Source organism: Streptomyces niveus, assembly GCF_001723055.1.
GTDB lineage: Bacteria > Actinomycetota > Actinomycetes > Streptomycetales > Streptomycetaceae > Streptomyces > Streptomyces niveus.
In genome coordinates this window covers 1-20,685 of the sequence record NZ_MDCR01000191.1, presented here as the reverse complement: position 1 = coordinate 20,685, position 20,685 = coordinate 1, and the positions used below count along the sequence as shown (strand labels likewise).

Sequence of the window (20,685 nt, the reverse complement as noted above, 5' to 3'; positions counted from 1 at the left end):
AAGAAACCGCATCTAAAGCATAAGAATCACTCAATAGGGTGGTCTGTCATGTCAGGGCGTCGCTCGACGGAGCGACCATGCGGCGCGCCAACCGCACGATGTGGGCCCGCAGTTCGTCGTCACCGCCGGGCACGTCGGCCGTCGTGCCGAGGATCAGCCGGGTGATCTGGGGGAACGCGGTCGGCAGGATGGCGAGGCCGATGAGTGCGAGGAGGGTGCTCGCCGCCTCGGTGTCGGACTCGGAGCCGGACTCGGTCTCGGACTCGGACTCGGTCTCGGACTGTGAGCCGAGGGCTTCGGAGAGCGTGGCGACCATGCCGCGGTAACGGGCGGTGCGCGGTTGCTCGTTGGGCAGTCCCCCGTCGTAGTACAGGGCCTCCCACATCATCAGGCGCAGCAGTTGCGGGTTGCGCCGGTGCAGGTCGTAGATCCGGCCGGCGTACTCGGCCAGGTCGGCGGAGGGTGGTCCCAGCAGCGTGGCGTGCTCGGTGAGGGCTTCGGAGATGACGGCGGCGAAGAGCTTCTCCTTGCTGCCGAAGTAGCCGTAGATCCGTTCCTTGCTGACGCCGGCCTGTTCGGCGATCCGGCCGACACGTGCGCCGCCCATGCCGTGGGCGGCGAATTCGTCGCGGGCCGCGGCCAGCAGCAGGGCGCGGGTTCCTACCAGGTGTTCGGTGCGAGGCATGGTGAAACTCTACATTGCCGACCAGACGGTTGGTTGGCTACGGTGCGGATCATGGGAACGACACGAGGAACAGACGTGAACGGCGGTACGGAGGTGTGGGTGACGGGCCTCGGCGCGACCACCCCGCTGGGCGGCGACGCGTCGGCCACCTGGTCCGCGATGCTGGCCGGTGAGAACGGGATCGGCGTGCTCGACGACGACTGGGCGGCCGGGCTGCCCGTCCGGCTGGGGGCCCGGCTGCGGGTGGATCCGGCGACGGCCCTGAAGCGGACCGAGGCCCGCCGGCTGGACCGCTGCGAGCAGTCCGCGCTGGTCGCCGCCCGTGAGGCGTGGGCCGACGCGGCGCACCCCGCGGCCGATCCGGAGCGGATCGCGGTGGTGATCGGTACGGGAGTCGGCGGCGTACTGTCACTGCTCGGCCAGGACGACATCCTGGAGGAGTCCGGGCCGCGCAAGGTCTCGCCGCACACCGTGCCCATGCTGATGGCCAACGGGCCGGCGGCCTGGGTGAGTATCGACCTCGGAGCCCTGGGCGGGGCGCACACCCCGGTGAGCGCGTGCGCGTCCGGCGCGGAGGCCGTCGCCGTCGGGCTCGACCTGATCCGGCTCGGCCGCGCCGATGTGGTGGTGACGGGCGGGGCGGAGGCGTGTCTGCACGGGCTGCCGCTGGCGGGGTTCGCGCAGATGACGGCGCTGTCCACGGCCAACGACGATCCGGCGGGTGCGTCGCGCCCGTTCGACGTGGGGCGCGACGGCTTCGTCCTGGGCGAGGGCGCCGCCGTACTGGTCCTGGAGCGCGCGGAGTTCGCCCGCTCGCGCGGCGCGCGCCCGTACGGTGCGCTCGCCGGCGCGGGCGTGACGTCCAGCGGGCGCCACATCACCGCCTCGGACAGCACAGGGCAGGCGCGCGCCATCCGTACGGCCCTGAGGTCGGGCGGGCTCGCGCCGGCGGACGTCGGCCTCGTCCACGCGCACGCGACGTCCACCCCGCAGGGCGACGCGGCGGAGGCGGACGCCATCACCGAGGCCGTCGGCGGACACCCGGCCGTCACCGCGACCAAGTCCATGACGGGCCATCTGCTCGGCGCGTCCGGGGCCCTGGGCGCGCTGGCGACGGTGCTGGCGCTGCGGACCGGAACGGTGCCCGCCACCAGGAATCTCGACCGGCTCGACCCGGCGATCGACCTGGACGTCGTCTCGGGCGCTCCGCGCCGGGGCGCCTGGACGGCGGCGGTCGCCAATTCGTTCGGCTTCGGCGGCCACAACGTCTCGCTGGCGTTCACCGCCGTGGGGTCCGGGTCCTGATCCCTCGTTGGACACGCCGCGCCACCACACCGAGGATATGAGGATAAACATCCCATTTGCCTAATGAGGACTCGGTGCCCATGCCGCAGCGCGCCACACGACGGTTCTCGGTCGGCTATCTCGGTGCCGCGGTCGTCTTCGCGATCGGCATGGTGGGGACGACGCTGCCCACACCGCTGTACGGGCTCTACCGCGAGCAGCTGGGCTTCTCCGAGTTCATGGTGACGGTGGTCTTCGCCGTGTACGCCTTCGGGGTCATCGCGGTGCTGCTGCTGGCGGGCAACTTCTCCGACCAGGTGGGGCGCCGGCCGGTCCTGTTCATCGGGCTCGGGCTCTCGGCGGCCAGCGCGGTCTGCTTCCTCACCGAGGGCGGACTGCCGTTGCTGTTCGCGGGGCGGCTCCTGTCGGGTTTCGCCGCCGGGCTGTTCAGCGGCGCCGCGACCGCCACCGTGATGGAGCTGGCGCCGCCGGGCCGGGAGGCGCGCGCGGGGCTCGCGGCGACGGCGGCGAACATGGGCGGTCTGGGCTGCGGGCCGCTGCTCGCCGGGCTGCTCGCGCAGTACGCGCCGTGGCCGCTGCTGCTGCCGTTCTACGCGGCGCTGGCACTGGTGGCGGTGGGCGCCGTCGTGACCTGGTTCCTGCCGGAGCCCGTCGAGCACCGGACCCGGCGGCCGAGGCTGCGGCCACAGGGCTTGAACGTGCCGCCCGAGGTACGGGGCGTCTTCGCACCGGCGGCGCTGGCCGCGTTCTCCGGCTTCGCGCTGCTGGGGCTCTGCACGGCGGTGTCACCGACGTTCATCGCGACGACCCTCGGCGAGAAGAACCTGGCGGTGTCGGGCGCCGTCGTCTTCTCGGTGTTCCTGGCCTCCACCGTCGGGCAGTCCATGATGGGCCGCGTGGGGGCGGACAGGGCGCTGCCGGGCGGCAGTCTGGTGCTGGTGGCGGGGCTCGTACTGGTGGGGGCGTCCCTGTTCGTGGAGTCGCTGCCGCTGCTGGTGGTCGGTGTGGTCTGCGGCGGGCTGGGCCAGGGGCTGGCGTTCCGCGCGGCCATCACCGCGATCGGTGCGGCGGCCCCGGCCCGGTCGCGTGGCGGCACGATCTCCACGTTCTTCGTCGTCGCCTACATCGGCATCTCGCTGCCGGTGATCGGCATCGGCGCGCTGACGCTGCTGCTGGACCTGCGCGTCGTGGGGCTGGTCTTCACCGGGTGCGTGGCGGTGCTGGCGGCGTGTGTCGGGCTGTACGAGCTGCGCCGGCTACGGGTACGGCGGAGCGCGGACGCGACCTGAGGCCGGCGTCGCGGGTGCGGGGCCGGAGGGTGATGCCGCCGAGGCGGTAGTCGTACAGCCGGGCTCGTCCAGGACGGGGCGGTCAGCCCACGGCCAGTCGGTAGACCTGTCGTGAGCCGCCTTCCGGGCCGGGATCGGCCGTCTCGGCGGGGGTGAACCCCAGCCGTTCGTAGAAGACGCGGGCGCCGCTGTCGACGGCTCCGGGGTGATCGGCGCCGAAGGTGATCACCTCGACGGTGCCGGGCCCCGTGACGTACCGCTTCAGCGCGTCGCCCATCAGCGCGGCGCCGACACCCCGGCCGCGCGCCCGCTCGGAGACGACGAGCCAGTGGACATGGAAGACGGGGGCGTCCGTGCCGAACAACAGGCCGCCGAGCAGGGGCGGTTCGGCTCCGTCCTCAGCGGGAGCCGGTTCCTCGACGGCGACGAGAGCCTTCGCGTCACGGATGTGCGCGGCCACGGCGGCACGGAAGCCGGGGTCGTCCACCATCGGCCCGAACCAGTGCTCGACCTGGGCCGCCAGAGCGAGAAAGCCGGGCAGATCCCTCTCGTACGCGAGTCTCACGTTCATACGGACATCCTGGCACCCGGCAGGACCGGCGGGGAAAACGGACCACTTGTGGGTGGTCCTGTCCCATCCGTGACCGGCGAGGCCCGGTCTAGCGTGACGTCATGGTCATGCAACCCTGGTTCCCCGACGCCAAGCTCGGCATCTTCGTCCACTACGGGATCTACGCCGTCGACGGCGTACCCGAGTCCTGGTCCTTCTACCTGGGGCAGGTCCCGCACGCCCGCTACATGAAGCAGCTCGACGGCTTCACCGCCTCGCGGTACGACCCCGTCGCGTGGGCCGACCTGTTCGCCCGAGCGGGCGCCGGCTATGCCGTACTGACGGCCCGTCACCACGACGGTGTCGCCCTGTGGGACACCGCCCAGGGTGATCTGAACGTCGTACGGCACACCCCGGCGGGCCGCGACCTGGTCGCGCCGTACATCGACGCGCTGCGCGCCCGGGGCCTGAAGGCCGGGCTCTACTACTCGCACTCCGACTGGAACCATCCCGACTACGCGAGCGTGCTGCACCCCGAACCACCGCGGCACGACCCCGGTATCAACGCCAACCCGTTCAGCGCCCCCTCCGACGGCGTCGAGGATCCCGCGGCCTGGAGGCGCTACCTGGACTACCGCGACGCCCAGGTGGGCGAGTTGGTCGACCGCTTCGCGCCCGATCTGCTGTGGTTCGACGGCGAGTGGGAGCGGACCGAGGAGCAGTGGCGGACGGACGTGCTGGCCGCGCGGATCCACGCGGGGAACCCGGACACGGTCCTCAACGCCCGGATGCTCAGCCACGGCGACTACGCCACTCCCGAACAGGGCGTACCGCTCCGGGCCCCCGACGGGCCCTGGGAGCTGTGCCTGACCGTCAACGACTCCTGGGGCTTCCAGCACACCGACCACCACCACAAGTCGGTACGCCAGCTGGTGCGTTACTTCACGGAGACCATCGGTATGGGCGGCAACCTCCTGCTGAACGTCGGCCCGCGCGAGGACGGCACCATCACCCCGGAGCAGACCGCGCGCCTCGAAGGTCTCGGCGCGTGGATCGGCCGGCACAAGGAGGCGGTGTACGGCACCGTCGCCGGACTGCCCCCGGGGTACCACTACGGCCCCAGCACCCTCTCGGCGGACCGGCGGACCCTGTATCTGGTCTGCTTCGACCCGCCCCGCGAGACGGTGGCGGTACGGGGACTGCGTACGCCGGTCAGGCGCGTCACCGTCCTCGGCACGGGCGCCGAACTCGCGCACCGGGTCGTCGGCGGGCTGCACGAGGTGCCGGGCGTGCTGTGGATCGACGCCCCGTCCGCCTCCGACGTGGACGACGAAGCCACCGTCCTCGCCCTCGAACTCGACGGGGAGCTTGACCTGTACGAGGGAACGGGCCGCGTCTAGGGCCTGTCCGGGTCACCGGCACCGGCACGCACCGCGCGCGGTGACGCTCCCAGTTCCCGTCTGCACGCCTTGTTGAACACCTGAAGGTCCGTCATGCCCACGGCCGCGGCGATCGCCGACAGGGACAGCGTCGACTCGCGCAGCAGATGCCGGGCCCGCGCCATACGGCGCGCCCTGATGTACGCCACCACGGTGCTGTCCAGGTGGGCGTGGAACAGCCGGATGAGGTGGTTGTGCGAGACGCCCGCGGCGCGGGCGACCTCGGGGACGGTGAGGGGTTCGTGGAGCCGGGACTCGATGTGGGCCACGGCCGCCTCGACGCAGGCGTGCGGCCGGCCGGCCGTGCCCCGCCGGCCGAGGTCCACGACGCGCCAGAGCGCGGCCCACACCTCGGCGGTCACCCGGGCCGGGCTGTGCGCGGTGGCGGCGACGGCCCGGTGGAGCAGGTCGGTGAGTACGGGGGCCTCGGCGCCCATGTCCTGGATGAGCGGGACGCGGGCCGGCTCGCCGTCGCCGGTCAGCTCGAAGTGGGCGTACAGATGCTCCGAGCGGCCCCGGTAACGGTACTCGACCCGCTTCCCGGGCGGGATGACGCTGACCCGCCCGGGACGTATCGCGTACGCCGTGGTGTCGACGGCCAGGTCCGCCGCGTAACCGTAGACGTGCAGCTGCCAGAGGCCGGGCAGCCGGAACACGTCGCGGTCCGAGGTGACCCCGTGCACGCCGACCCCGAGGTTCAGCACGCGCGGCGGCGCGCCCAGCGGCAGCTCGACCGGGTTCACCACCGGACAGGCCCTAGGTCCGGTAGCGGGAGTCATCGATGTGCCAGACGTACGAGGACGCGACGGACCGCAGGGCATGCGCGTGATCGGCCAACGAGCCCCCGCCCGCGGTCAGTTCGGCGATGCGGGCGGCGGCGACGGCGGCCTGCTGTTCGCACATGCGGGAGGCGCGGCGGAAGGCTTCTTCGAGGTCGCACTCGTGCCGGCGCATCAGCAGCGCGGGCAGGCCGAGTGTCGCCGAACCGTCGCGGGCCGTCTCCTTGGCGTACGAGGCGAGGTCGTTGATCCAGCCGGCGAGGTCGGCGACCGCCGTCTCCAGTTCGCGGACCGGCTCCGACGACCTGTCCGGCTCGGTCAGTTCGTAGCCCAGCATGACCTCCGCCGTGGCGACGACGGTGCGTACGAAGACGGTGTGCGGGCGCATCGCGCGGTAGTCGGGCAGGGTGACGCGGTCGGGCCGGTGGAGGTGGTGCGCCTCCCAGAGGATGCCGAACAGGTTGTCCCGCAGGTGTGCGGTGAGCCGTGCGTACTGGGCGGGGGTGGCTCGTTCGCCGTAACGGTCCAGGAGGTCGCGCAGCGCGGCGCCGAACACGCTCGGGCCGCCCGGTGGCTCGTGGTGCCCGGCGAGAAGATGGACGTACTCGCTGGTCGTGCGGAGCAGACGGGCCGGGTCGGCGGCGCCGGTGGCCTCGCCGTGGGCGTCGTCGAACGCGGTGAGCCACAGGAAGAGGTCGGCGCAGAGGAAGAGTTCGTCGCGGCCGGCCGTCGGGAAGGTACGGGCCACCCCCTGGCCCGTGATGTGGGTGAGCGCGCTCAGCGCGCGCTCCGAGCGGATGAGCGGGAACGTCCGGAGCCACTGGGTGGCGTGCCGTTCGATGTCGTCGGCGTGGGCGCTGGCCGGGAAGGGCCCGGGGAAGGAGTCACGCAGGTCGGGCATCGGCAGGACGGGCGGGTTCGTGCTGGTGCGGGTCGCGTCGTTCATCGGGCCTTCCCCACGACCGTGTGGTGCCTGAGTTCGGGCACCATCTGAAGGGATGAGGGGTGCGTGGAGATCGCTCCGACCGGTCGTACGGCGCCGGGTGTCGGTCGCAGCCGCCAGCGGGAGGCGATCAGCGCGGTGATGATGATGGTCTCGGTCCAGGCGAACGTGTCCCCGATACACATGCGTTTGCCGGAGCCGAACGGGACGAAGGCGCCCTTCGGCGGCTGGGGGCGCTCCGGGAGCCAGCGGTCGGGGTCGAAGCGCAGCGGGTCGGGATACAGCTCGGGGTCCCGGTGCAGCGCGTAGGCGCTCCAGATCACGTCCGATCCGGCCGGCAGGGTGAACTCGCCGAGCCGTACGTCCGAGACGGCCTGCCGGGTCACCAGCCACGCCGGGCTGTACATGCGCAGCGACTCGCTGACGAGCCTGCGGGTGTGGACGAGAAGGGGAAGGCGCTCGGCGGTGAGCGGCCCCTCGGCGAGCACGGAGTCGACTTCCTCGTGGAGCAGGCGTTCCATCTCCGGGTTGCGGCCCAGTTCGTGGAAGAGCCAGGAGAGGACGACCGCGGTGGTCTCGGAGCCCGCGGCGAGCAGCGCGACGATCTCGGAGAGGATCTCGTCGTCGGGCAGCGTCGCGCCGGTCTCGTCCTGTGCGGTCATGAGCAGCGACACGATGTCGTCGTACGTGTCGGGGTGCGCCCGGTGTTCCGCGATGATCTCGGCGACCGCGGTACGCAGCGCGCTGCTTGCCTCGTCGGCCTTGCGGTTGCGCCGGGTGGGCAGTCGTTCCAGGAGGGAGATGGGCAGCAGGGCGCGCTGGATGGCGGTCTTGAAGACGGTGTCGACGCTGTTGAGGATCGTGGCGGCGGGAGCCCGTCGGGGCGTCGCGGAGAACAGGGCCGACATGACCACGCCCTGTGCCATGAGCTGCATCTCGGTCTTCACGTCGACCGGGGTTCCGCCGTCCCAGCTCGCGACGTACGGCTCCACGGCCGTACGCATGGTGTCGACGTAGCCGGCGATCTGCTGCCGGTGGAAGGCCGGCTGCATGAGGCGGCGCCGGCGCAGGTGCGGCTTGCCCTCCGCGACGGGCAGGGCATCCTTCCCGAAGAGCTTCAGCTTCTCGAAGAGCAGCCCTTTGGTGAACTCGTCGGCCTGGCTGGTGAGCATCTTGTGCATCAGCTCGGGCGAGTTGACGACGGTCAGCGTCTTGGGGCCGACGGTGATGCGGACGACGGGGCCGTGGGTGCGCAGGCGCTGGATGAAGGCGAGGCGGTCCTTGATCAGGGGTATGGCGTGTCCGACGAGCGGGAGCTTCCCGGGCGCCATGGGTGGCACGTGTCCACTGTTCGACATGGGTCTGCCCTACTTTTCCGCGTGTATGGGGGTGGTGACTCGCCGGTTCAGGTCGTGCCTGGTGCGCAGCGTCTGCCGCGCCGCCAGTATCTCCGCCTCGATCATGGCGTCCGGGGCGTACAGGGTTTTGTCGTGCCACAGGGCCGGGTGGCGGCCGGAGCCGGCCGAGTCGCCCAGGTACGTCTCGGCGCGGTGCAGCGCCCGGGTGTGCTGCGGCCGGTGCGTGGAGGTGGACAGCAGGATCTGTACGGCGTACGCGGTCTCTTCCGCGGTCCCGCCCCACACTCCCCAGGAGCCGTCGTCGCGCTGGGTGTCGAGGGCCCAGGTCACGGCGGTCTCGACGGCGGTGGCCGCGTGGCCTCCGCCGAATCGCGTGAGCGCGGCCACGCTTCGCGCGGTGGCGTAGTAGGGGGAGGCGTGCCACTTGTCGGGCCAGGGGCCTTCGGGCCGCTGCTGGTCGATGAGCCAGTCGCGCAGTTTGTCCGTGCGGGGACCGTAGATGTGCTGTGTCTCGGGGTTGCGGCGCTGGTAGCCGCCGAGCGCCTGGAGGGCGTGGGCGTTGGCGGTGATGGACCCGGTGTCCTCGCCTATGTAGCAGTCGTAGTGACTGCCGTTGTGGAACTGGTCGAGCGGTTCGAGGGTGTGCTCCAGGCCGACCAGTGAGGAGACCAGCACCGCCATGGCGGTGTCATCGGCGTCCTTCATGAGCCCCGGCGCACCGCGTACTCCCCGCGGGTCGTAGATGTCGGCGGCCCAGCGCCGGACGGTGGGCAGGGCGGCGGCCGGCAGGTGGGTGTGGGCCAGCGCGGCGGCGACCCACAGGCGCTCGAAGACGAGAATCGGGGCCGCCTCGGGGAAGCTACCCGCGTAGCGCTCCGCGACGGATTCGAGGGCCGCGACGGTTCCGGCGGGGGGCGCCGACGAGGCTGTGGCGGCCCGGGCGGCGGTGGCGGCCGGCGAACTGCCCAGCAGGTCGGGGACGTCGGGTATGAGGGCCGGCGGCAGATACCCGGCGATCCCTTCGAACGTGTGGTGGAACTTGACGGGAAGGCTGCCCACCGAGGCGTACCGCTTGGCCACGTACGCGGGCAGGGCCTCGTCGTAGCCGCCGGGGAGCGCGGGGCCGGGTCCCGGGCGCCATCCGTCGAGGGCCGGTGTCCCGTCCTCCGCGATCCGGGCGATCTGCTCGTGGATCTTCGCGACCAGTCCGGGGACGAGGATCTCGGCCGCCGCGGTGTCGGGCCACGGTCCCGACCGGGGCAGCGCGCGCAGCGCGCCGAGACCCCTGTCCACCGCGTCGGCGACCCGGCGGGCCGTCTCCGTGGGCGTGGCGCCCCGCCGCAGGACCGCCAGCGCGGCTTCGACGCCGCTGAGCGTCGGCAGGAGGCGGTAGCGCTCCGGTCCCTCTCCCCAACTCCCGTCGGGTGCCTGCTCGTCCAGCAGGTACGCGAGCCGGCGTGGCTCCCCGGGCAGCCAGGGGGCGGCCGAGATGACCCGGGCGGTCTCGTACAGGGAGGGGCGGACGCTGCCCAGCCCGTCCTGGTCGATCCTGGCCACCAGGTGTGCGGCCTGTTCGGAGTAGGTCGTGCTGACGACCGTGTCGCTCATGGGTATGTCCGACCTCACGGTTGCGGTGACGGGGTTCGGGCGGGCGGTCATGTCTGCCGCTCCGTGGCGACCAGTGCGATCTGGCGCAGTTGGGCGACGGCCGCCGCCGGGAAGGGCGCGTCGTCCAGCGCGGCGAAGGCCGCGTCCCGGCGTTCGGTGATCATCTCTTCCACCGTCCGCCGCGCGTCGGTGGATTCGAGGATGGCGCGGACCTCGGCGGCCAGATCCTCGTCGAGGTCGCTCCGGCCGACGAGGGCCCGCAGGGTCTTGCGCTCGGCGGAAGAGGCCCGTTGGACGGCGAGTGCCATCAGTACGGTGCCCTTGCCCTCGCGCAGATCGTCCAGAATCGATTTGCCGGTCTCGGCGGGATCGCCGAACACGCCGAGCAGGTCGTCGCGCAGCTGAAACGCTTCTCCCAGCGGGATGCCGAAGGCGGTGCAGGCGTCGAGCACGGGCGCGCCGGCTCCGGCCACCGCCGCCCCGATGTGGAGGGGCCGTTCGACGGTGTACTTGGCGGTCTTGTAGCGGATGATGTGCAGCGCCGTCTCGACGTCGCCGGTCAGCCGGCCGGTGGTCTGGAGGTCCAGGAGCTGGCCGTACATCAGCTCGCTGCGCATCTCGGCCACCAGAGGCAGGACGTCGGCGAGCCTGCCCGGGTCGAGGACCGCCGAGTGGAGGAGTTCGTCGGACCACACGAGCGCCAGGTCTCCGAGGAGGACCGCCGCGCCCAGTCCGTGCGCCTCCGCGCGGCCCTGGGGACCGCCGCTGTCGGTGTACGCGGTGGCCAGTGCCCGGTGTGCGGACGGCTGGCCGCGTCTGACATCGCTGTCATCCATGACGTCGTCATGCACCAGGGCGAAGACTTGGAAGAGTTCAAGGCTGGCGGCGGCGCGGATGGCGGCCGTCAACTCTCCGTCCCCTCCCGCGGCTTGCCATCCGTAGACGCACAGCACGGATCGCAGCCGTTTCCCGCTGGTGAGGAAGGCGCGCAGGGTGGTGGTCAGATAGAGCAGCTCGGTTCCGGGCGCGGCCTGGTCTTTGGCGTCGAGGAATCCGGTGAGAGCGGTACTCACCTCGTGCCGTACGGACGGGAGGTCCGGCAGACTCGTGGTGGGACAGGTTTTTGCCATCGGTGATTGATCCCCTTTCGGTCGAGAACCGTGTGTGGCGATTCCGGTCGGGCAGAGGACGCGGCCAGGACACTGCTTTCCGCACAGATGTCGCGGTGGTGCTGGACTACGGCCGACGGCACCACCGCGACACGGTGTGGGAACAGGTTACGAAGATCTCACCGACCCGCGGCCCGCCGTCACCAGGGACGGCGAGTCCGATTCCGTCTCCGGACCGGTGGAGCTGCGGCTCCACGGGGTGACGCCTTCGGCGTCGGGGGTCAGCGGAGTGAACCGGGCGGGCAGCGACGTGAGCGTCCGGTGGATGGGCCCGTCGCGATACGTCAGCTCTTCAGGAGCGACGGCGAGTTCGATGTCCGGCAGATAGCTGGCAAGCCGTTCGATCGCGGCCGTCGCGATCAGCAGGGCGAGAGAACGGGCGGGACAGGCGTGCGGCCCGGCGGCGAACGCCAGATGCGCCTTGGTGCCTGAGCGGTACCCGTCGGCCGGTACCCCCGAGTGGGGGCAGGTGTTGGCGGCGGCGTACGAGACCATCACCGGGGAGCCGACGGGAATGCGCGTGCCGTAGAACGTGACGTCCTTCTTCGGGAAGTGGAAGCTGAAGTTCGCCAGCGGCGAGTCGTACCACAGCGCGTCGTCAATGGCGTGCTGCACAGGGAGACTTCCGGTGGTGAGCGTGCCGAAGTACCGGTCGTCGCTCAGCATCCGCACGCAGGTGTTGGCGATGAGATTGGCCGTCGGCTCGTTCCCCGCGCCGAGGGTGATGATGATCTGGTTGATCGCCTCCTCCTGGCTCAGCCCGTTGGGGTGGTCGATGAACCAGGACGTCAGATCGTGGCCGCGCTGGGCGGCCTTGGTCTGGTACAGCGTCCCCAGGTAGGCGCCGAACGACTGGGCGCCGGCCGCCTTGCGTTCGGGATCGGTGTCCATCATGGCGGTGAGCGCGCCCACCAGCCGGGGACCGTGTTCGTCGCCCATGCCGAACAGGCCGTTGAAGACCATCAACGGGAGCTGATGCGCGTACTGGCCGACGAGGTCAACCGTGCCGGTGTCCGCGAAGTCCTGGAGCAGACGGTCGGCATGACGGAACGTCAGGACGCGGACGTCGTTGGGGTCGAGGAGGGCGAAACTGTCGGTGATGACCTTGCGCAGGTGCGCGTGCTCGTCGCCGTCGGCGAAGAGGAGACTGGGCCGCCACTCCACCAGGGGCCTGATCGTGCTGTGCTCCGGAACCTGACCCAGCCAGGGGCGGGTGTCCTTGGACCAGGTGTCCGTGTCCTGCAAGAGATTGATCGCCGCCTCGTAGTCGGTGACCAGGTGGACGACAAGACCGGTGTCGATCTCGGCGAGGCCCACCGGCCCCTGACGGCGCAGCAGTTCATAGCTGCGCTGAGGATCGGCCGCGTGCTCGGGCCCGTACAGGCGCACGGCTGTGGCGGTTGAGGGTGTGATGCTCACGAGGCTCCGACTCCGGCAGATGCTATGGAATGGGCTGTCAGTGCGATGAGTGAGTTGAGGCTGCTGTCCATCTCGCGGGCATCACAGGTGACCAGCGGGGTGTCCGGGGCGAGGTCGAGCTTCTTGCGCACGATCTCCAGGTCGTAGTCAGGTGAGTCAGGGAAGGTATTGACCGCCACGGCGTACGGCAAACCGCGCTCTTCAATCAGATCCATCACCTCGAAGGATTCGTCCAGGCGCCGGGTGTCGACCAGGACGAGCGCGCCGAGAGCCCCGAAGGCGATGCCCTCCCACAGCGGAAGGAAGCGGCGCTGACCGGGAGTTCCGTACAGATACAGCACGACGCGGTCGCCGGGAAGAGTCAGACGGCCGAAGTCGATGGCGACCGTCGTGGTCGTCTTGTCCCGCAGGCCGACGAATGAGAGATCGTCGGCTCCGGCCGCCGCGTCCGTCATGACTTCGTCGGTGTGCAGCGTGGGGATCTGGGAGAGCGTCCTGATGGCGGTCGTCTTGCCGACACCGAGAGGACCCGCCACCAGGATCTTGACTCGCTGGTGGTCCCCCTCGGGGAGGTACACCGGCCGCGGGTCAGGCGACGCGGAGGGACTGGAGTCCATTCAGCACCTCTTCCATGAGTTGAAGCGACGGCCGTCCCGCGCGTGAGGGGGCGAGGGCATCCGGGATGGGCACACTGGCCTTTAACAAGCCGTCACTGACGAGCTGTTCGGCGAGCATCAGCCCGACACTGGCCGGCAGCGAGAGATAGGCGGCTATCTCCACGGCGGTGAGGGAACCACCCGACACCAGCTCGACCACCCGGCGATGCACCGGTGTGTGGTACGCGGCGAGCGGAACTCCGCTGGCCCGCAGGGCCGTCAGCGTGTCGAGGGTGCTGGGCAGGGGAGCGCTGCCGGCGCCGGTCGCCAGATACGCGGGCAGCAGACGCCGCTGGTGCTGTCCTCGGCTCATGACGCGCCGTCGTGGCTACGCGCGGAGACAGACATGTGCTGCTCCCCGAGCTTCTTCGCCTGACGCGCCATCATGTGGACGACGACGCCCATGTGCATCGAATCGTCGCCCGCGGCGGCGATCAGCGTGTTGGCGCCGGCCGGCATCACCATGTAGGTCCCCTCGGCGACCTTCACGGTGACGGTCTCGATGGGGGTGTCGGCAGCGGCTCCCAGCGCCGGGATGACGGCGGCGCGCGAGGCGGCGTGCAGGGCGGAGGTCATCGCGGCCACACCGTCCGCGTCGTCGGCCGAAAGGTTCTCGGACCTCGCCTGGACCATCCCGTCGAGGGTCATGAGCAGGGCGTGGCGGACTCCTGGAATCTCAGTGATGGGGGCCAGGTACCAGGTCTCGTTCGCACCGTCGGGCATGGTCACTGTGTTTCCTCCGAATCAGAACCGGTTCGGCCGCTGTCGAGGCCGTCCTGGAATTCACTCCAGGCTTTGAGAGACCGCTCCGGGTCCGGGGCACGGTATGTGGGAGCGGCGAGTCCGGCGGTCGCCGCGGGCCCGCGGCGACGACGCTGCGGCAGACCGTCCGCACCGTCCGGTGCGGGGGTGCTCGGCTTCTCGTCGCCCGCCTCGGTGGCGGGATCGGTTCCGTGACCGGTGACGGATGCCGCGACCGTGGCGGGCCGCCGCTCCGCCTTCGGTGCCACAGCGGGCTGGGGAGCCATCGCGGACGGCGGCTCGGCCTCCTCGTCGATCGAGGCGAGCAGGTTCGGGGGAATGGTCACCACAGCGCGCACCCCGCCATAGGGAGAGGGATTGTCGACGGAGACATGGAAGCCGTAGTCGGCGACGAGACGGCCGATGGCGACGAACCCTTGGGACGGCGGATCGCCCAGCTCGGTGAGCATGACGTCCTGGCTGTCGGCCGACACCAGCCGTACGCCGCGCGCGGCCGCTTCCGCGGTCATGCCCTTGCCGGCGTCGTCGACGGTGATGCTGACGTTGCCGTTGCCGGTCTGGATCAGGCTGACGTCCACCGCGAGGTCGTCACGGGAGTGCTCCAGTGCGTTGGCCATCAGCTCCGCGCAGACCACCGCGATGGGCTCGGCGGCACGCCCGACGATCCCGACGTTGGTGGCTATTCGAGAGTTGATCTTGATCCGGTCGAAGCCGCGCAGACGGGACGAGGCGCCGGTGACGATCTCGGCGACGTACGTGTCCTTGCGCACGTGACCCGGCCATGCGCCGCACACGATGGCGGTGCGCTGGATGAGCCGCAGATTCTGCTCGTTCAGGTGGTCGGCGGCGAGCATCCGGTGAGTCAGATGCCGCGACCCGGTGAACTCCCGCTGGAGCCCGTCGAGTTCCGACTGGAGCCGGTACGACAGCGCCTGCGAGTCCTGGCTCGCGCCGCGCAGCGCGGCCCTGGCGGCGGCGTCCACCCGACGCCGCTCCTTCAGGACGATCTCCGAGACCCGGGTGAGTACGGAGTCGAGCAGCTCCGCGTCCTCGGGACCCGCCGCCTTCTCCTGGAGCAGCCCGGGAATGGGGTGGTGAGAGCTGATCAGGTTGAGCGCGAGGGCCGGCAGCCGGGCGGAGACGAGATGGCCCACCTCGGCGCGGAACCGCTCCTCGTGGGCCTCCAGGTCCTGGGTGCGTGATTCGGCGTAGCGCTTGCGCGCCTCGGCGCTCTTCAACGCCGCGTCCATCTCTCTGCACCGTCGCACCTGTTTGCGACGGGAGAGAGCCAGCAGCAGCGCGACGACGGCCATGACAACGGTCACGGCGCCCAGCGCGAGGGCGGGTTCTGAGGGAGAGGTCACGGAAAAAGGGTCCTAGGGGTCGAGGGGGGAACGTGCGGGGGCGACGACGCTGTCGGCCTTCCCCGCCAGTGAAGTGGTGTACGCCGGGTGGAGGCGGAGGCCTGGCGAGCCACAGCGCCGCGGATTCGGGACGGCGGAGAGACGGAGTCGCGGAACTGCCGGGACGCGGAGGGTCTCCGACGCACAGGTGCTCGACCGGTGACGATCGCTCATGTACATCGGGTGTCTCTCCATGCCTGACATAGGGCGACGCAGGAACCTCCGCCGTCAATGCTGCTGTGCCGCGGTGGGGGTTCACGCCAAAGCGGAGTCAGTTTAGGGGAGTTGGCCGCCAACTCACAGCGCGAGTACACACCCCGCGATGATCTTGACGGAAGAAATAGTGCCAGGTGGGGAGCAACCGCTGCCAGAAAATTGGCCGATCGCGAGCGGTTGTGAGGATGAGCGCGTCCACGCCACCGGAACGGGCGGAGCGTGCACCCGTACGGAGATGACCACCTTCGTACCGCTTCCTGCGACCGCCGCGCGGCGGGGTACAGAGGTCGGATCGTGACCCGCGCGGCTCAGAACAGGTGGCTCGTCAACGGATCGTCATCGGATCGGGAACTCGACCCCGTGCTCGCTCTCGGGGCGGGGGCCGGTGATCCGGCGTTCGGACTCCTCGATCCGCGCGTCGTTGATGCTGGCCTCGCGGCGCCGCATCAGCCCGTTCTCGTCGAACTCCCACAGCTCGTTGCCGTAACTGCGCCACCACTGGCCCGTGTTGTCGCGGCACTCGTACTGGAACCGCACCGCGATCCGGTCGCCGTCGAACGCCCACAGGTTCTTGCGGAGCGCGTAGTCGCGTTCGCGCGACCACTTGTCGCGCAGGAACTCGACGATCGCCGCCCGGCCGGTGACGAAGGTGTCGCGATTGCGCCAGACGGAATCCGCCGTGTACGCGCCGGCGACGCGCTCCGGGTCGCGGGTGTTCCAGGCGTCCTCGGCGGCCTGCACCTTCGTCAGGGCGGCGGCGCGGTCGAACGGCGGTACGGGCGGGCGGACGGTCATGGGCCATCTCCTGACGACGGTGCTCCTCGACTGGCCGTCAGTCTAGGAAACGACCGTCACGGACACGGTCCACGGCCGCGGCAGGATCCTCGTGCCACCGTTGCGGGGAGGGGCGACGTCACGCGGGAGCGCCGCCCCTGTTCCCCACCGGGGTTCTTCGCGGCACCCCTAGTAGAGGGACAGTCCGTAGACCGCGAGCCATTCCACGACGGGCTGGTAGAAGGTGGTGCCGCCCGAGGAGCAGTTGCCGCTCGACGCGACGATGATGCCCAGTGCGGTGCCGCCGGAGAAGGCGGGGCCGCCGACGTCGCCGGGCTCGGAGCAGATGTTGGACCTGAACAGGCCGCTCACGACGCCTTCGGGGTAGTTGACGGTGACGTTGACGCCGTTGACGGTGCCGCAGCGGACTCCGGTGGTCCGGCCGACGTGGCACAGGGACTGGCCGACGCTCGGGTTCGCGGCGCCGGTGATGTCCTGGACGCCGCTGCCGCCGAGGGCGACCTCGCCGGGGAAGGTGACCGCCGTGCCGGTGGTGTAGCGGATGAGCGCGTAGTCGTTGACCGGGAAGCTCGATCCGGCGGTGGTGCCGACGAATACGCTGAGGGCGGCGTCGGCGTACCAGTTGGTGGCGCCCTGGGCGCAGCGGCCCGACACCAGGCCGTAGTAGGTGGCACCGCTCCTGGCGTTGAAGCCGACGGTGCAGCGGGTGCCGGCGTTGCTGTAGATGACGCTCCCGCCGCGTATCTCGACCGCCTTGCCGGCGGTGGTGGCGGACGCGCCGGAGTCCTGGGCGTACGCCGCCGAGCCGGTCGCGGTGAACCAGCCGAGCAGCAGGGTCAGTGCCGCGACGGCGGACGCGGCCGTGCGGAAGGCTCTGCGGAACGGTCTCTCGGTGCGGTGCGGACGCGTGGTCGGATTCATGTTCCCTCCCCGTTTTCCCGGTCATGACATGTCATGGGCCTGCCATTGTGGGGGCCCGGGGAGGGATGCGTCAGTGGGAAAGACGCCATTCGGCCGCTATCGGCCGCGTGGGGCCCGAGTGGTTGTCAGGCGGCGGACTCCAGGTCCAGAAGGACGGACTTGGCGGCGGCGCCGCCCGCGTACCCGCCAAGCGTTCCGTCGGCGCGCAGCACGCGGTGGCAGGGGACGACGACGGGCAGCGGGTTGGTCGCGCAGGCCGTGCCGACGGCGCGTACCGCCTTCGGGTTGCCGACGAGCCGGGCGACCTCGCCGTAACTGAGGGTCCGTCCGTAGGCGATCTCCGGGAGGTGACGTTGCACCAGTTGCCGGAATCCGTGCGAGAGCGACAGGTCGAGCGGCAGGTCGAACGTCCTGCGCGCGCCGCTGAAGTACTGGTCGAGTTCGCGGGCCACGTCGTCCAGGCGTTTCGGGGCGCGCAGTACGCGCGGGCTCAGCGTGCCCGCCAGGTCGTCGAGCACCTTGTCGTGGTCCTGGTTGTGGAAGGCCACGCGGACCAGGCCCTTCTCGGTGGCGGCGAGCAGGAGCCGGCCGACGGGGCTGTCCACGACGGTGTACGCCACGTCCAGCAGGCCGTCGCGGGCCGCGGCGTCCTCCAGCCTGGTGTGCAGCCGGGCGAGGGCCTCGGGGTCGACGGTGGCGCGGTCGACGAGGGTGGAGAGGTCCGGGTCGCCGGTGGTGCGGGTGCTGCCGGTGCGGTCCTTCATGGCGTTGTCGCTCCTTTCAGCGAGAGGGTGGTTCTGAGTGCCTTGATGCCGTCGGACGCGGCGCGGCGGGCCGCCTCGGGGGTGCCGCCGACGATCCGCGCGACCTCCCGGTAGGGCAGTCCGGCGAAGTGGTGGTACGCCACCGCCTGCCGTTGTTTCTCGGGGAGCGCCTTGACGGCCCGCCAGAGGTCGGGGTCGCTCTCGTCCGGCAGCCCGTCGGCCGACGGCCGCTCGGGCAGGTCCGCGACGGGGACGGCGTGCCGCTGTCCGGCGCGGGTGATGTCGATGGCCTTGCGGTGGGCGACGGTCACCAGCCACGCCTCCACGTTGGCGTCGTCCGGCAGGTCCGGGTAGGCGCGCATCGCCGCGAGGAAGGTCTCCGACCAGGCGTCGTCGGCGTCGTGGACGCCGACCACCGCCCGGCACACACGGAGCACGCTGGCCGCGTGTTCCTCGACCACCCGCTCAAAGGGCTTCTTCATGGCCGTCATTCTCTTCCCGGTGTACGTGTTCCCTGGTCAGAAGAGCCTGGCCGCCTTCACCGTCTCGGGCTCCTCGATCTCCAGAAGGCGCTGCTTGCGCTTCAGGCCGCCGGCGAAGCCCGTGAGTTTTCCGTTGCTGCCGACCACCCGGTGGCAGGCCACGATGATGGAGAGCGGGTTGTGTCCGACGGCCTGGCCCACGGACTGCGCGAGCGCCTTGTTCCCGAGGCGTTCGGCCAGTTCGCCGTAGGTGGTGGTCTCGCCGAACGGGATCTCCCGGAGCATCGCCCAGACCCGCTCCTGGAAGGCGTCCCCGTTCGTCCGCGTCGGCAGGTCGAAGGTGGTGCGGTCGCCGTTCAGATACTCGTCCAGCTGGGTCGCGGCCAGGGTCAGCAGCGCGTCGTCCGTCACGGCGACGCGTCGGCCCAGGCTTTCCACGGGCGGCAGGTACCAGTGGTGCGGGAAGTACAGACCGGTGAGCGCGTCGCCCGACGCCACCACGGTGAGGCCGCCGAGTGACGTCTCGACGATCGCGTGGCGGGTGTCCGAGCCCGTATCGTCCCGCTTCCGCGTGTTCGCGGGCTGTCCGATGTCGGTCATGATCCCGGCCTCCTTCTGTGCGACGTCCCTGTCCGGACGTCCCTGTTCAGTGGGTAGACGCGCGGGAGCGGAGGAATGTGAGGTCGCGGAGGGAGGTATTTCGCGGCGGTCGGGCGCCCGGTTCCCGGCTGCGCTCCGTCGCCAAAACTTTTGTCTCTCCGTGGACATTGAGTGTTGAAACGCCGCGAAAGACGGCTTCCATCGGTGCCCTGGAGGGCTATTTCACGCCGCTGAACTGCCGAAACTCGTCCTTGAGGGCCAACGGGACCGCCCAGCGGAGTCGACTCACTCTGCGTAGCCATAAGGCCGGAACCGGACACCTATCGAGAAAGTTATTGTGATCTGAGGCACAGCGTCGGACGCTCAAGTACGTCGAACGTTCCGTGCGCATGTCACGTCGATATCAACGACATGATCCACGGATGACGCACACGAAAAACGTCCCCTAACCTCCGGTCTGCCGGAATCAGCCTCACGCGAAAGTCGCACACCAGTGCGATGATTCGCACTGGTGACTCTCTGCGATCGGTTGACTCTGGGGAAGCGCGGCCACTTAACTGCCAATCCCCACAACTGCCCCACGTATCTGGAGAGTTCATGCGGACTCCGGGACCTTTCTGGTCCAACGACTTTTCCCTGCCGCATTCGGTCATCGTGATCAACCCTCTGCACCGGCCGTCCCCACGTCTGACCGCCACAGCCGCCGCCACCGGCGCGGTCGGTGTCCTCGAACTGCCCCCCGCCGACCCCCGGGAGGTGGCCGATCTCCTCGACCGCACCTGCCGCTGGTCGTCCGTGCCGTTCGGGGTCCGGATACGTGAAGGCTGTTCGGTCACCGCGGGCGAGCTGCCCGAACTCGTGGACACGGTGCTGCTCGCCGACCCCGCGCGCTCCCCCGCCGAGTTCGCCGGCCGCCGTGTCCTGGCCGAAGTCACCAGCCTCGCCGAGGCGTTGAGCGCCGCCGAGGCCGGTGCCGCCGGATTGATCGTGCGTGGCTCGGAGAGCGGCGGACGCGCGGGTGAGCTGAGCACCTTCGTTCTCCTCCAGCAGGTGCTCGCCGAACCCGCCCTGGACCTCCCCGCCTGGGCCTGCGGCGGTATCGGACCGCACAGCGCCGCCGCCACCGTCGCCGGAGGCGCGGCCGGCGTCGTACTCGACACCCAGCTCGCGCTGTTCGACGAGGCCGGGCTGCCGACCGAACTCACCGCGGTCCTCGCCGGGCTCGACGGGTCGGAGACCGTACGGCACCACGGGGTGCGGGTGCTGCGCCGCCGGGGCCCCGGTGCTCCCGAACTCCCCTCGGACAAAGCCGAGTTCACCGCCAGGATCGGCTCGGACGATCTGCGTACCCAGTTCGTCCCGCTCGGCCAGGACGCCTTCCTCGCCGCCTCCTTCGCCGAGCGCTGGACCACGGTGGCCGAAGCCGTACGCGGCATCGGAACCGCCATCGCCGACGCGTTCACCGACGACACGCCCGCCGCCGCGCTGGCCGCCGGGTCTGCCGGCGCGCGCGCACTCGGCACCCGGCTGCCCGTCGCGCAG

21 protein-coding genes are annotated in these 20,685 nt (G+C 70.6%); 4 read left to right on the top strand and 17 right to left on the bottom strand.

The window, feature by feature from the left end; all coding sequences use genetic code 11:
• Window positions 1-46: 46 nt before the first annotated feature.
• Window positions 47-685, bottom strand: coding sequence for a TetR/AcrR family transcriptional regulator (locus tag BHU15_RS22360; protein WP_069628837.1), 639 nt, complete (start codon window positions 683-685; stop codon window positions 47-49).
• Between the two features lie 51 nt (window positions 686-736).
• Between BHU15_RS22360 and BHU15_RS22355 the strand changes: the two genes are divergently transcribed.
• Both BHU15_RS22355 and BHU15_RS22350 read left to right on the top strand, forming a co-directional pair.
• Complete coding sequence (locus tag BHU15_RS22355; RefSeq protein WP_069628836.1) at window positions 737-1,990, top strand: beta-ketoacyl-[acyl-carrier-protein] synthase family protein; 1,254 nt, start codon at window positions 737-739, stop codon at window positions 1,988-1,990.
• An 80-nt stretch (window positions 1,991-2,070) separates the two neighbouring features.
• Complete coding sequence (locus BHU15_RS22350; protein ID WP_069628835.1) at window positions 2,071-3,279, top strand: MFS transporter; 1,209 nt, start codon at window positions 2,071-2,073, stop codon at window positions 3,277-3,279.
• A gap of 82 nt (window positions 3,280-3,361) precedes the next feature.
• Here BHU15_RS22350 and BHU15_RS22345 read toward each other — a convergent pair whose 3' ends face one another.
• Window positions 3,362-3,850 (bottom strand): GNAT family N-acetyltransferase, encoded by a 489-nt coding sequence (locus BHU15_RS22345; protein ID WP_069628834.1) that lies wholly within the window; start codon window positions 3,848-3,850, stop codon window positions 3,362-3,364.
• A gap of 101 nt (window positions 3,851-3,951) precedes the next feature.
• Between BHU15_RS22345 and BHU15_RS22340 the strand changes: the two genes are divergently transcribed.
• A complete protein-coding gene (locus tag BHU15_RS22340) occupies window positions 3,952-5,229 on the top strand; it encodes an alpha-L-fucosidase (protein WP_069628833.1) in 1,278 nt (425 codons plus the stop codon).
• Here BHU15_RS22340 and BHU15_RS22335 read toward each other — a convergent pair.
• The 15 genes from BHU15_RS22335 to BHU15_RS22265 form a co-directional block, all read right to left on the bottom strand.
• Window positions 5,226-6,011, bottom strand: a complete 786-nt coding sequence (locus tag BHU15_RS22335) for an AraC family transcriptional regulator (protein ID WP_107422908.1) — start codon at window positions 6,009-6,011, stop codon at window positions 5,226-5,228. The two genes, BHU15_RS22340 and BHU15_RS22335, sit on opposite strands and share 4 nt — an antisense overlap.
• Before the next feature lie 13 nt (window positions 6,012-6,024).
• Complete coding sequence (locus tag BHU15_RS22330) at window positions 6,025-6,993, bottom strand: terpene synthase family protein (protein ID WP_069628831.1); 969 nt, start codon at window positions 6,991-6,993, stop codon at window positions 6,025-6,027.
• Entirely contained in the window at window positions 6,990-8,321 is a 1,332-nt protein-coding gene (locus tag BHU15_RS22325) for a cytochrome P450 (protein ID WP_255293184.1), read from the bottom strand. The genes BHU15_RS22330 and BHU15_RS22325 overlap by 4 nt, the downstream gene beginning before the upstream one ends.
• Window positions 8,322-8,357: 36 nt before the next feature.
• Window positions 8,358-9,956, bottom strand: a complete 1,599-nt coding sequence (locus tag BHU15_RS22320; protein WP_069628841.1) for a prenyltransferase/squalene oxidase repeat-containing protein — start codon at window positions 9,954-9,956, stop codon at window positions 8,358-8,360.
• A 47-nt stretch (window positions 9,957-10,003) separates the two neighbouring features.
• Entirely contained in the window at window positions 10,004-11,086 is a 1,083-nt protein-coding gene (locus BHU15_RS22315) for a polyprenyl synthetase family protein (protein WP_069628829.1), read from the bottom strand.
• Window positions 11,087-11,233: 147 nt separating this feature from the next.
• A complete protein-coding gene (locus tag BHU15_RS22310; protein WP_069628828.1) occupies window positions 11,234-12,544 on the bottom strand; it encodes a cytochrome P450 family protein in 1,311 nt (436 codons plus the stop codon).
• On the bottom strand, window positions 12,541-13,161 hold the full coding sequence (locus tag BHU15_RS22305) for a GTP-binding protein (protein WP_069628827.1): 621 nt from the start codon (window positions 13,159-13,161) through the stop codon (window positions 12,541-12,543). The genes BHU15_RS22310 and BHU15_RS22305 overlap by 4 nt, the downstream gene beginning before the upstream one ends.
• Complete coding sequence (locus BHU15_RS22300) at window positions 13,133-13,513, bottom strand: DUF742 domain-containing protein (RefSeq protein WP_023536771.1); 381 nt, start codon at window positions 13,511-13,513, stop codon at window positions 13,133-13,135. The genes BHU15_RS22305 and BHU15_RS22300 overlap by 29 nt, the downstream gene beginning before the upstream one ends.
• Complete coding sequence (locus tag BHU15_RS22295) at window positions 13,510-13,923, bottom strand: roadblock/LC7 domain-containing protein (RefSeq protein WP_069628826.1); 414 nt, start codon at window positions 13,921-13,923, stop codon at window positions 13,510-13,512. Before BHU15_RS22295 ends, BHU15_RS22300 begins: the two co-directional genes overlap by 4 nt.
• 2 nt (window positions 13,924-13,925) lie before the next feature.
• Window positions 13,926-15,326, bottom strand: coding sequence for an ATP-binding protein (locus BHU15_RS22290; protein WP_135071917.1), 1,401 nt, complete (start codon window positions 15,324-15,326; stop codon window positions 13,926-13,928).
• A gap of 591 nt (window positions 15,327-15,917) precedes the next feature.
• Complete coding sequence (locus BHU15_RS22285; protein WP_069628824.1) at window positions 15,918-16,376, bottom strand: nuclear transport factor 2 family protein; 459 nt, start codon at window positions 16,374-16,376, stop codon at window positions 15,918-15,920.
• Between the two features lie 168 nt (window positions 16,377-16,544).
• Window positions 16,545-17,297, bottom strand: coding sequence for a S1 family peptidase (locus BHU15_RS22280; RefSeq protein WP_069628823.1), 753 nt, complete (start codon window positions 17,295-17,297; stop codon window positions 16,545-16,547).
• A gap of 125 nt (window positions 17,298-17,422) precedes the next feature.
• On the bottom strand, window positions 17,423-18,061 hold the full coding sequence (locus BHU15_RS22275; protein ID WP_079128301.1) for a methylated-DNA--[protein]-cysteine S-methyltransferase: 639 nt from the start codon (window positions 18,059-18,061) through the stop codon (window positions 17,423-17,425).
• On the bottom strand, window positions 18,058-18,543 hold the full coding sequence (locus tag BHU15_RS22270) for an RNA polymerase sigma factor (RefSeq protein WP_069628822.1): 486 nt from the start codon (window positions 18,541-18,543) through the stop codon (window positions 18,058-18,060). Before BHU15_RS22270 ends, BHU15_RS22275 begins: the two co-directional genes overlap by 4 nt.
• Window positions 18,544-18,579: 36 nt before the next feature.
• Complete coding sequence (locus BHU15_RS22265; RefSeq protein ID WP_069628821.1) at window positions 18,580-19,143, bottom strand: methylated-DNA--[protein]-cysteine S-methyltransferase; 564 nt, start codon at window positions 19,141-19,143, stop codon at window positions 18,580-18,582.
• 654 nt (window positions 19,144-19,797) lie between these two features.
• On the opposite strand from BHU15_RS22265, the gene BHU15_RS22260 reads away from it, so the two are divergent.
• A partial coding sequence (locus BHU15_RS22260) for a nitronate monooxygenase (protein ID WP_255293182.1) occupies window positions 19,798-20,685 on the top strand: 888 nt, incomplete at its 3' end.